The sequence below is a fragment of the Oscillibacter sp. GMB15532 genome, from assembly GCF_041020825.1.
Lineage (GTDB): Bacteria > Bacillota > Clostridia > Oscillospirales > Oscillospiraceae > Oscillibacter.
In genome coordinates this window covers 233,456-243,885 of sequence record NZ_JBEVTO010000007.1, presented here as the reverse complement: position 1 = coordinate 243,885, position 10,430 = coordinate 233,456, and the positions used below count along the sequence as shown (strand labels likewise).

Genomic DNA, 10,430 nt, shown 5'->3' with positions numbered 1-10,430 from the left:
TAGGTTTTAAAAAATAAAATCGCCGCCGGGCTTGTTCTTGACTTCCGTGGATTCTCTGCCTATAATGGGGCCACCCTATGTAAATACGGCGAAAAAGTGGTTGGCGCGGCCTTCTATCGGGTGAAACGTCAGGGGCTTTTGCCGAAACTTTCCGGTGAGAAAAGGCGGGCGCGGGGCGAAGGACAGCGAAACAATTTCTGCGGGTTCATATGGGAAAAGGAGGCGAGCAGGCCATGACCTTACAGCAGCTAAAATATTTCATTGAAACGGTGAACTGCGGCTCCATCAGCAAGGCGGCGGACAATCTTTTTTTGTCCCAGCCCAGCCTGTCCAGCTCCATCAAGGAGCTGGAAACCGAAACCGGCGTGGAGCTGTTCACCCGGACATCCAAGGGCATGGCCCTGACGCAGGACGGCGTGGAGTTTTTGGGCTATGCCCGGCAGGTAATCGAGCAGGCGGACTTTCTGGAGCGGCGGTATCTTAGCAAAAAACCGCCTCGCCGGGTGTTTAGCGTCTCCTCCCAGCACTATGCCTTTGCGGTAAACGCTTTTGTCAGCATGGTCCGCAAAACCAACGCCGACGAATATGAGCTGACCATGCGGGAAACCCAGACTCACGACATTGTGGAGTCCGTCAGAACCCTGCGCAGCGAAATTGGCATTCTCTATCTGAATCCGTTCAACCGCAAGGTGATTGAAAAGCTCTTGCGGGAAAGCGACTTGACCTTTCACTCCCTGTTTACCGCCAAGCCCCATATTTTTACCGGCAGCGCGAGCCCTCTTGCAAAGCGAGAATATGTCACACTGAAGGATTTGGAGGATTATCCCTGCCTGACCTACGAGCAGGGGGAGTACAACTCCTTTTATTTTTCGGAGGAGATTCTCAGCACCGAGTTTCACAAAAAAAGCATTAAGGTGACTGACCGGGCCACCATGTTCAACCTGATGATCGGATTGGATGGGTACACAATTTCTTCCGGCATCATCAGCGCCGACCTCAACGGCGACAATATCGCCGCCATCCCCTTACAGGTAGAGGACTCCATCGAGGTGGGCTGGATTTCCCATCGCTCCATCCGCCTCACCGCGCAGGCGGAGCTGTATCTGGAGGAACTGGACAAGGCCATCCGGCATTACGGTGTTCCCGGCGAAGCGATATAGCTTTAAGCTATGGATGGGAATAGGATATCAGTGTTACCCTATGGGTTTAACGCCGTGCTATGATATACCCATCAAACACGTAGGAGGAACATCCATGAGTAATAGATTTCAGACGGTGGGCAGTCTGCTTCGTCCCGAGGCGCTGCTAGCTTATAAGCGCAAAATTGAAGACCGGGAAGACATTCGCTATCCGTTTTATGATGATTTTCCGGGCTATCAGCAGGCGGAGGCTGAGGCCACAAAGGCCGTTGTAGCCAAGCAGGCCGAGCATGGGCTGACGGTGCTGACGGACGGCGAGTATTCCAAATCCATGTGGCATCTGGACTTCATCTGGGGTCTTGGCGGTGCGGAGCGCCGGTTTGCCGACCACGGCTACTTTTTCCGTGACAAGGACGAGCACGGTCATTTCGAGACGCGCCGGGACATCGGCATCGCCATCACCGGCCCCCTGTCCGGGAAGAACCACCACTTTATTGAAATTTACAAGCAGCTGGCGGCTGTGGCACCGGAGGGCGCGGCACTGAAACAGTGCGTCTGGGCGGCGGCCCACGCCTATACCGAGCTTGCCATTTTTGACAAGCTGGCAGGTCCCGGTCAGGTGTATGCCGACAACGAGGCTTTAAAGCAGGGCGTGATTCAGGCCTACAAGGAATTTGTAGCCGAATACGCCGCTGCGGGCGGGAAAATCATTCAGTTTGACGACTGTCTCTGGGAGCTGTTTGCCTCCGACAACGACAATTCCCCCTTCACCGGCGGCACCAATTCTCCGGAGGTGCTGGGCCTTGCCGAGGACTTTGTGAATATCAACAACCAGATCATCGACTATGCCCACTCTCTGGGTCTGACGGTGTGGACCCACAACTGCCGGGGCAACTATGCCTCCCGGAACATGGGCGGCGGGTCTTACAGCGCCATTGCAAAGCTGTTTTTGGGCCAGCAGCGGTACGACCGGTTCTTCCTGGAGTGGGACGACGACCGCGCCGGCTCTCTGGAAGCACTGGCGGCGTTTAAGGACCGGCCCGACACGGAAATTGTTCTGGGTCTGCTCTCCAGCAAAAACAATCAGCTTGACGACGAGGCCCGCGTCCTCCGTCTGCTGGACGAGGCGTCGTCCATGATTCCCAAGGAGCGGCTGTACCTGTCTCATCAGTGCGGCTTTGCCTCCTGCGACGGCGGAAACGAGCTAAGCGAGGCTGAGCAGTGGGCCAAGATCGATCAGGGCCAGCGTCTGGCCCAGAGCTATTGGGGCGAGTAAAAATTTTTAAATCGCTCCGCAATGAAAGCACCCCCCTTCCCATTCCGGAACGGTTGTAAGGGCAAGCGCCGATATGATCTGCTATGCAGACGGTATCGGCGCTTGCTCCCTATTGCATTGTGGGCAATGGTTTTGTATAATCATGGTATGCAATGCTGAAAATACAGGACTGCTTATCTGATAAAGGAGGAACATAACATGGCAAGAAAGATCGGGTTTATCGTCGGAAGCCTGCGGGCCGATTCCTACAACAAGAAGATTGCCAAGCAGTTTGCTGCTTTACTGCCGGAGGGCTTTGAAGCGGTGTTTATTGAAATCGGGAATCTGCCGCTTTACAATGAGGATTTGGACGCGGCGGGAAAGGTCCCCGCGGCATGGACCGCGTTCAGGGAAACCCTGAAAACCGTGGACGGCGTTTTCTTTTTCACGCCGGAATACAACCGCTCCATGCCTGCTGCGATGAAAAACGCGCTGGACGTTGGCTCCCGCCCCTACGGCGAGAGCGTGTGGCCAAAGAAGCCCGGCCTGGTGGTCAGCGGTTCCGTGGGTCCTGTGGGCGGCTTTGGGGCCAACCATCACCTGCGCCAGACGCTGGTGTGCCTGGACGTTCCCGTTTTGCAGCAGCCGGAGGCCTATATCGGCAGCGTTCCGGGCCTGCTGGACGAACAGGGAAACATTGTGGAGCACACGGTCCAGTTTTTCCAGAAGATTGTGGACGAATATATGGTGTTTTTCCACAAGCTGGCTGATTGACACGGCGTTCGCGCGTATTCCTATCTCATAAAGCTGAAAGGATGTGCCGTCGGCCTTAGCCGACGGCACATCCTTTTTCAAGTTACAATTTTGGGAGGGCCATGATAAACCGGCTTCCCTGCTCTCCCCGGCTCTCCGCCCGGACGGTTCCCCCGTGGGCCAGCGCAATGGACTTTACAATCGCAAGTCCGATTCCGGCGCCGCCGGATTCCCGGTTCCGGGATTTGTCGGTACGGTAAAGCCGCTCAAACACGAGGGACAGCTCCTGCGGGGGGATGCCGATGCCGTCATCTTCCACGCTCAGTGTGGCGTGGCGCTCGTCGTCCTCCACCCTGACGCGGATGTGTCCGTGGGCCCCGGTGTACTTCACGGCGTTGGAAAGCAAATTGACCATCACCTGGCACAGCTTGTCCCGGTCGGCCTCTAGAACGGAGGAGCCACCCTCCACCGTCAAGGACAGGTCTTTCTTTTTAAGGTCCGCCGCGAAGCTGGCGCATACGGTGCGGACAACCTCCATCAGGTCCACCCGGGCTTTGTGGAGAACGAGATTTTCGTGCTCCATCTCCTCCAGCCGCTCCAAATCCGCCACCAGACCGGAAAGACGGCCAATCTCCTCATAGCAGCTTTGCAGCCGCTCTGCGCTTGGCTCCCACACGCCCTCAATCATCATTTCCAGATGGGAGGAAAGCGTGGTGAGCGGGGTGCGCAGTTCATGGGCAACGTCGGCGGTCAGCTGCTTTCGCATCCGCTCCTGCCCGGCCAGCCGGTCGGAAAGGTGATTGATGGCGGCAGTCAGCTCGTCCAGCTCCAGCGTTCCTGTGTTGCCCTCGAAGCGGGCGGAATAGTCACCATGGGAAATCTGCTTTGCGATATACGAGGTTCTGATAATCGGGCGCGCGATGCGCCTTGCCAGAACGGTGCTGACAAGCAGGGCCGCGCACAGCGAGGCCAGCCCCACGCCAATGAGTACCGTATTGAGGGCACTGAGAAAACGAAAATCACTGTCGCTTAAAAAGTACGGGCCGTAATAGCTGATGGAGAGAGAACCCACCGCCTGCCCGTTTTGGGTGAGGGGATAGTCGTGGGCGGCAAACGCGCCCTGCATATCGGGCCGCCATTTCTTCATCCGTGCGGAGATTTCCGTCATCACCTGATGGCACGCGGACATGTCGTGATTTTCCGCGTCCCAGATAAGAATGCCCTCCTTGTCGTATACCTTGACGATATAGCCGTCGTACAGGGCGTACATCCCCGCGCCATGGAGATATTCCGTGTTCCATTGCTCTGTCAGCCTGTCATACTGGCCGCTGAAATTGGAAATCATGTCGTCGGCCTTTGCTGTTTGCTGCTCCATGATATATTTTTCAAATTCCCCGGCAATCAGGACGTTGGACAGCAGGCTGATCACCGCCACGGTAAACAGCACGATCAGCGCCATGGTCAGGGATAGCTGCCCTCTGAGTTTGCGCATGTCATTCCCCTCCGAATTTATAGCCCAGCCCGTGCACCGTGAGAATATATGCAGGCGAACGGGGGTCGTCCTCTATTTTTTGCCGGAGATTTTTCATATGGCTGTCAATGGCCCTGTCATAGCCGTCAAATTCGTCACCCAGAGCAAGGGTAATCAGCTCGGCCCGGGTAAACACCTTTCCGGGATACTTCACCAGTGCGGATAAAATTTTCAGCTCGTTGGGAGTCAGGCTGACAGGCCTTCCCTGTTTTCTGATGACATTCTGCGCAAAGTCCACATAAAGGTCGCCGTCATTCCATGAATTTTTCATGGTCAGAGGAATCAGGTCGTCCCCGGCGCGGCGCAGCAGGGCTTCTATCCGGGCGCACAGGACCTTCAGGCTGAAGGGCTTTGTAATATAGTCGTCCGCACCCAGCCCAAGTCCCTCCAGCTGGTCGTTTTCCTGCGCCTTTGCCGTCAGCATGATAATGGGGACCCGGGACTTTTTCCGGATCGCCCGGCAGACCTCTTCCCCCGGCATGTCGGGCATCATCAGGTCCAGCACCACCAGTGCCACGTTCATCCGTGCAAAAAGCTCCAGCGCCTGCGTGCCGTTTTCGGCGGTGTAAACCGAAAAGCCCCTGCTTTTTAAAAAGGAAGCCACGGCCTCCAGAATTTTCGGTTCGTCGTCCACCACCAGAATGTTTTTGCTGTCCCTTGTCATATGCGGCACCTGCCCTGTCGTGAAATTCGTCCCCTGTGCCCATCCGGACGGAATAACGGGAACCGCGCGGAATTGCGGTTCCCGTTTTTTGAAACGTCCGCAAAAAGCCCCGTGGCTCCGGGTACGGCTGTTTCCATGATATACCTGCCGCTGGCACATTGCAACCAAAATGGCTTTGGTTACAATCGGCTGCCGCGTTCCATTTGCTTCGGAAAATGACCCTATCCCGGATATGAAGCGCCGGTTTCCCGTCTGTGCGGCGGGTGATTCCGGGCTTTACATCCCGGTTAGTATTCCACCTTCCAGTTTTTAAAAATCTGTGCCGATTGATCCAAAAATTCGTAGGAAATCGTGATGGAGTCGTCTGTCACGGTTTTGTTTTCATCCATAATCGGCCAGGGGTTGCAGCCGCCTGCCTCGACCTCAACCCGGTCCATGGTAAACTGATTGCCGCAGTTTTGACAGACCAGCTTGTCGCCCGACTGCTCGTAATATCCCCGCCCGGAATCATAGCAGACCTGGCAGGTGTTGAAGGCGGTGCGGACGGTGCCGTCCGGCGCCTTCACGGCGATGACTTCCATAGCGGTTCCGTTGACCTCTGTTGGGTAAAAGGAGGCCTGGTCCGTAATATCCTCCAGACTGATGACAAGGGCCTCGCCGCTGCCCGAGGAAGTCTGGGGTGTGGCATCCCCGCTCGTCCCGCCGGAGCAGGCGGCCAGAGCAAGGACGGATGCAAGGGCAAATATGAAGGCCCCCGCGGTTTTCCATTTTGTGTGTTTGTGGGGTTTTACCTGAGTAAGCATTGTGTTGTTCCTCCTTAAAATTTCGGGATGCCGCCCCGCCCATATAAGCTGAAGCGCAGCAGGTGTTTTAATTTATGGTGTTTCGGAGATGCAGCCGCCGTTTTCAAGGACACGGTGGCGGGTCAGGAGCGCCGAGCAGTTTTCTTCCGGTACGCGTCCCGCATTAGTCAGAAGCAGCAGGACGGGCCGGTGAAATACCCCGGCGCGCCAAGGATGGAGTCCTGAGAAGTACCGCCGGACGGCGGCTCAATCACCGCCCCCGGCTCCACTACGGTGATACTGCTGCGAATCATCCCCATCCAGCAGCTATACCCAAAGGCACCCGTTTCCTCCGGCGTAAAGGTAATGACGTTTTCCCCGGTTTTAAAAGAATGCTCCACACCGTATTCCTGAATAAAAATTCGGTTGTTGCAGCCATTGATGCTGCCCTTGGGCGCGTCGATCACCCATTTAACGGGTGTTCCGGCCCAAACGGTGATTTGCGGATACTGTCCCGGCAAAAGGGTGCTGCGGACCACCTGAACCCCATCCTCCAGAACGGGGCCGGACACGGCGGACCCGCCTTGCAAAAAGGAGGTCTGGCCCGTGGCAAAGCCGGACAGGCTCCAGCCCTGAGAGAGCATGGAAAGGCCCAGCACCGCCACCAGCACCGCCCCCACGGTCATTACCCGTTTGGTAAACCGTCTGCCTAAAGCAGCGCTGAGTGCCCCAAGGCCAAACATCAGCGGCACCGTGCCCAGACTGAACAGCAGCATGGACAGCGCCCCCGCAAAGGCGCTTCCGGTGGAAAGGGCATAAATCTGCATGGCCTGTAAGGGGCCGCAGGGCATCAGGCCATTGAGCAGTCCCACCGCCAGCGGACTTCCGCTCTTGGCTTTTTCTGAATCAATCCGTTGGGCGATTCGCTTTGGCATACGCGGGGTCAGCGCTCTCAGCGCCGGGAAAATACCCAGCATGTTGAACCCCATCAGGACCATGAACCCACCTGCAATCAGCTTTAAAACGCCCTGCGCGGCAGGCGAAAAGGTAACAACGGAGCCAAGTGCTCCCACGATAAAGCCCACGGCAGTGTAGGAAAGTACCCTTCCAAGGTTGTATAAAAAAGCGGGCCTGAGAGAGGAAAGGCGGCTTTGTTCCTCCGGGGCTTCTCCTTTGGGAATACATTGCGAAAGGTTAATGCCGCCGCACATGGCCACGCAGTGGACAGAGGTAATCAGGCCGATGACGAACAGCATTCCGTATTCCATGTTCGTTTCCGCCAGCTGGCTTGGTACAAGCAAATTTAGAAAACCATAGTGCTCCATGAGCATATAAAGCGCCGCAATAATCAGCAGCAGACCGGCGGAGCGCGCCGTGTTCCCCCCGCCATGACGGCGGCTCGCAACCACCTGATACCCAAGCTTTTGAATGATTGCGGAAAGCTCCTCAATGGAAACAACCTCCGCGTCATAGATAACTGCCGCCGTTCCGGCGGCGTAGCTTACGTCCGCCTTTTGAACGCCTGCGGTGCTTCGCAGCTTTTTTTCAACCTTGTTCTGACAGTTCACGCAAGACATGCCGTCGATATGCAATTTTTCGGCCTTTATCCCTGCTTTCATAAACACCCTCTTTTCACCCTTGGGCCAAAGCATAGCCAAAAGATTTGTAGATGTTATGGAGAACGGAGAGAAAAGAATGTCGCTTTTTAAAAGGCATTCTGACACGCAGGCGCCTTGTCCGTTCCGTTTCAGATTATAAAAAACCGCCCCTGCACCATATTGGCGCAGGGGCGATCTCGTTAGTGGATGCCGCATGGAAAAACAGTTGCCGCTTATTTTGAAGGTTCCTCATCGCTCTGCTTCCGATGATCCAAAGCATACCGGCAGCATTGCAGCACCAGCATATTAAAGGAAATACCGGTTTCCTCTGCCGCGCTGCTCAGGTCTTCAAAAAGCTTTTCAGTAAAACGAATCGTCCGGGGTACGTTTGCGTTCGCGTATTGCCTGTCAATCTCAAACACAGTAACACCACCTTTATTGGTGTTGACAGTATAACTATTTTTGGTTATATTTTAATATAACCAAAAATGGTGCAAATAAAGACGGGAGGGTAACATGAAAGAAAGTCAGACAAACATCACATACAGGCGTTTGGAGCTTAAGTTGTCCAAAATTGCCGCAAAAGTTGCGGATGCGACAGATCTGTCCCGTCACGCATAAGACTTGATTTACCTGTTCAAAAAGGACGTAATTAACGTCTGCTTGCGGCAAAAAGCGTATTGACTTCCCATTTCCGCAATGCTATGCTAATGGAAACACAGGCACGGGCGAGAGTGATCGGGGACCGTCCCAAAGCCAGGGACACATTGGGCCTGGATCACCTTTCGCCCACAGGAAGCAGAGCTGAAAAGCTCGGGAAAAGGACCCGCCCTCCGCGATTTTTAACGCGAAGCGGACATTACGGGAAATATGGAAAGGAGCACATATCATGAGCGAACTGAAATTTTACATTTGCAAGCATTGCGGCAACCTGGTGGAGCTGGTTCACACGGGCGGCGGCCAGTTGGTCTGCTGTGGCGACCCCATGGTGGAACTGAAGGCCAACACTGTTGACGCCAGCCAGGAGAAGCACGTCCCCGTCGTCACTGTGGAGGGGGATACTGTGAAGGTTGCCGTTGGCACGGTGGCACATCCCATGCTTGAGGAGCATTATATCCAGTGGATTTATCTGGAGACCGAGCACGGCGCTCTGCGCCACGAGCTCAAGCCCGGCGAGGCGCCTGAGGCCACGTTCTGCCTGAACGGCGAAAAGGCTCTGGCCGCCTATGAATACTGCAATCTGCACGGCCTCTGGAAGAAGGAGCTGTAAGCGGTTACAGTCTCACGAGAAACAAAGACCGATGGCCGCGCAAGCGGCCATCGGTTTTTCTGCCGGATGCGCATGAAGAGGAGGGACAGGCATGAAGGTTTGTATTCTGCAAGGAAGTCCCAGAGAAAAGGGCAACACCAATGCCCTTCTGGCTCCCTTCATTCAGCGGCTGGAGGAACGGGGCCATTGCTGCCAAACGATTTCACTTCGGGAAAAGGATGTAAGGCCCTGCACCGCCTGCCGTGCCTGCCAGAGGGATTGGACCATCTTTGGCTGCGTGCAGCAGGATGACATGCAGGAGATTTTTGACGCAGTCCTCTCCTGCGACTTGCTGGTATTGGCGTCACCCATTTACACGTGGTACTGCACCCCGCCCATGAAGGCGGTGCTGGATCGGCTGGTATACGGCATGAACAAGTATTACGGTGAGGCTAAGGGTCCGTCCCTCTGGGCCGGAAAGTCCATGGCGCTGGTGACCACCTGCGGCTACGCCCCCGAAAAGGGGGCCGATCTGTGGGAGGCCGGTATGCGGCGCTATTGCAAGCACTCCCGGCTAAAGTATCTGGGAATGCTGGCAGAGCGGCATCTGGGTTACGACGTCCCGTTTATGGACGGGGAAAAAGGCGCCCGCGCGGCGAAATTTGCCGACCGGCTTTGCCATGAAGTGGAAGCACAGTAAATTTTTTTAAAGTTGCATATGCAACTTAACACATGCGCGTATTCGTATATACTCATATCACAGACAGCAAGAAACAACTGTCAGCCAAAAGCCGGCGCATGGCACGCCGGGTTAAAAGGAGGAAATATAATATGAAGAAATGGGTTTGTTCTATCTGCGGATATGTATTTGAAGGCGAGAATCCCCCTGAGAAGTGCCCCCAGTGCGGCGCCCCTGCTTCTAAGTTTATTGAGCAGAAGGGTGAGATGGTCTGGGCTGCCGAGCATGTGATCGGCGTGGGCAAGTCCTTTGGGGACAATGTGCCTGTTGAGGTTCAGAATGAGATTGTGGAGGGCCTGCGGGCCAACTTTACCGGCGAGTGCACCGAGGTGGGCATGTATCTGGCGATGAGCCGCGCTGCCTATCGCGAAGGCTACCCCGAAATCGGTGATTATTGGCACAAGGCCGGTCTGGAAGAGGCTGAGCACGCCGCCAGATTTGCGGAATTGCTGGGCGAAGTCGTCACCGATTCCTCCAAGAAGAATCTGGAGATGCGCGTGGAGGCCGAGAACGGCGCCACCATGGGCAAGTTTGAGCTTGCGAAGCTTGCTAAGCAGTATAATCTGGACGCCATTCACGACACCGTCCACGAGATGGCCCGTGACGAGGCCCGGCATGGCAAGGCGTTTGCCGGTCTGCTGAACAGATACTTCGGCAAGTAAGCTCTTTCCATATTTAAGTGTGAGCAGGCCCCCGGGAAATTCCCGGGGGCCTGCTTTT

At 55.5% G+C, this 10,430-nt stretch carries 11 protein-coding genes; 6 read left to right on the top strand and 5 right to left on the bottom strand.

The window, feature by feature from the left end; translation table 11 throughout:
- Window positions 1-233 precede the first annotated feature (233 nt).
- The 3 genes from ABVS15_RS10520 to ABVS15_RS10510 all read left to right on the top strand — a co-directional run bounded on the left by ABVS15_RS10520 (window position 234) and on the right by ABVS15_RS10510 (window position 3,168).
- Entirely contained in the window at window positions 234-1,160 is a 927-nt protein-coding gene (locus tag ABVS15_RS10520) for a LysR family transcriptional regulator (RefSeq protein ID WP_369283625.1), read from the top strand.
- Between the two features lie 94 nt (window positions 1,161-1,254).
- A complete protein-coding gene (locus tag ABVS15_RS10515; RefSeq protein ID WP_369283624.1) occupies window positions 1,255-2,415 on the top strand; it encodes a cobalamin-independent methionine synthase II family protein in 1,161 nt (386 codons plus the stop codon).
- Between the two features lie 198 nt (window positions 2,416-2,613).
- Window positions 2,614-3,168, top strand: coding sequence for an NADPH-dependent FMN reductase (locus ABVS15_RS10510; RefSeq protein WP_369283622.1), 555 nt, complete (start codon window positions 2,614-2,616; stop codon window positions 3,166-3,168).
- An 82-nt stretch (window positions 3,169-3,250) separates the two neighbouring features.
- Here ABVS15_RS10510 and ABVS15_RS10505 read toward each other — a convergent pair whose 3' ends face one another.
- The 5 genes from ABVS15_RS10505 to ABVS15_RS10485 all read right to left on the bottom strand — a co-directional run bounded on the left by ABVS15_RS10505 (window position 3,251) and on the right by ABVS15_RS10485 (window position 8,144).
- Window positions 3,251-4,639, bottom strand: a complete 1,389-nt coding sequence (locus ABVS15_RS10505) for a sensor histidine kinase (RefSeq protein WP_369283621.1) — start codon at window positions 4,637-4,639, stop codon at window positions 3,251-3,253.
- Between the two features lies 1 nt (window position 4,640).
- Window positions 4,641-5,342, bottom strand: a complete 702-nt coding sequence (locus tag ABVS15_RS10500) for a response regulator transcription factor (protein WP_369283620.1) — start codon at window positions 5,340-5,342, stop codon at window positions 4,641-4,643.
- A gap of 287 nt (window positions 5,343-5,629) precedes the next feature.
- Window positions 5,630-6,145 carry a DUF2318 domain-containing protein gene (locus ABVS15_RS10495; RefSeq protein WP_369283619.1) on the bottom strand — a complete coding sequence of 172 codons (516 nt, stop codon included), beginning with the start codon at window positions 6,143-6,145 and terminating at the stop codon, window positions 5,630-5,632.
- A gap of 167 nt (window positions 6,146-6,312) precedes the next feature.
- On the bottom strand, window positions 6,313-7,743 hold the full coding sequence (locus tag ABVS15_RS10490) for a sulfite exporter TauE/SafE family protein (protein WP_369283618.1): 1,431 nt from the start codon (window positions 7,741-7,743) through the stop codon (window positions 6,313-6,315).
- A gap of 212 nt (window positions 7,744-7,955) precedes the next feature.
- A complete protein-coding gene (locus tag ABVS15_RS10485; RefSeq protein WP_369283617.1) occupies window positions 7,956-8,144 on the bottom strand; it encodes a hypothetical protein in 189 nt (62 codons plus the stop codon).
- A gap of 467 nt (window positions 8,145-8,611) precedes the next feature.
- Here ABVS15_RS10485 and ABVS15_RS10480 point away from each other — a divergent pair, with 467 nt between their 5' ends.
- The 3 genes from ABVS15_RS10480 (at window position 8,612) to ABVS15_RS10470 (ending at window position 10,372) form a co-directional block, all read left to right on the top strand.
- A complete protein-coding gene (locus ABVS15_RS10480; protein WP_369283616.1) occupies window positions 8,612-8,992 on the top strand; it encodes a desulfoferrodoxin in 381 nt (126 codons plus the stop codon).
- A gap of 91 nt (window positions 8,993-9,083) precedes the next feature.
- The gene (locus ABVS15_RS10475) at window positions 9,084-9,671 is read left to right on the top strand and encodes a flavodoxin family protein (protein WP_369283615.1); all 588 of its coding nucleotides are present in this window, start codon (window positions 9,084-9,086) and stop codon (window positions 9,669-9,671) included.
- 131 nt (window positions 9,672-9,802) lie between these two features.
- The gene (locus ABVS15_RS10470; protein WP_293008849.1) at window positions 9,803-10,372 is read left to right on the top strand and encodes an NADH peroxidase; all 570 of its coding nucleotides are present in this window, start codon (window positions 9,803-9,805) and stop codon (window positions 10,370-10,372) included.
- Window positions 10,373-10,430: the final 58 nt, after the last annotated feature.

Excerpts from the sequence above, each read along its gene's own strand:
- ABVS15_RS10520 (WP_369283625.1), top strand. The coding sequence starts at position 234 with ATGACCTTACAGCAGCTAAAATATTTCATTGAAACGGTGAACTGCGGC.
- ABVS15_RS10515 (WP_369283624.1), top strand. The coding sequence starts at position 1,255 with ATGAGTAATAGATTTCAGACGGTGGGCAGTCTGCTTCGTCCCGAGGCG.
- ABVS15_RS10510 (WP_369283622.1), top strand. The coding sequence starts at position 2,614 with ATGGCAAGAAAGATCGGGTTTATCGTCGGAAGCCTGCGGGCCGATTCC.
- ABVS15_RS10505 (WP_369283621.1), bottom strand. The coding sequence starts at position 4,639 with ATGCGCAAACTCAGAGGGCAGCTATCCCTGACCATGGCGCTGATCGTG.
- ABVS15_RS10500 (WP_369283620.1), bottom strand. The coding sequence starts at position 5,342 with ATGACAAGGGACAGCAAAAACATTCTGGTGGTGGACGACGAACCGAAA.
- ABVS15_RS10495 (WP_369283619.1), bottom strand. The coding sequence starts at position 6,145 with ATGCTTACTCAGGTAAAACCCCACAAACACACAAAATGGAAAACCGCG.
- ABVS15_RS10490 (WP_369283618.1), bottom strand. The coding sequence starts at position 7,743 with ATGAAAGCAGGGATAAAGGCCGAAAAATTGCATATCGACGGCATGTCT.
- ABVS15_RS10480 (WP_369283616.1), top strand. The coding sequence starts at position 8,612 with ATGAGCGAACTGAAATTTTACATTTGCAAGCATTGCGGCAACCTGGTG.
- ABVS15_RS10475 (WP_369283615.1), top strand. The coding sequence starts at position 9,084 with ATGAAGGTTTGTATTCTGCAAGGAAGTCCCAGAGAAAAGGGCAACACC.
- ABVS15_RS10470 (WP_293008849.1), top strand. The coding sequence starts at position 9,803 with ATGAAGAAATGGGTTTGTTCTATCTGCGGATATGTATTTGAAGGCGAG.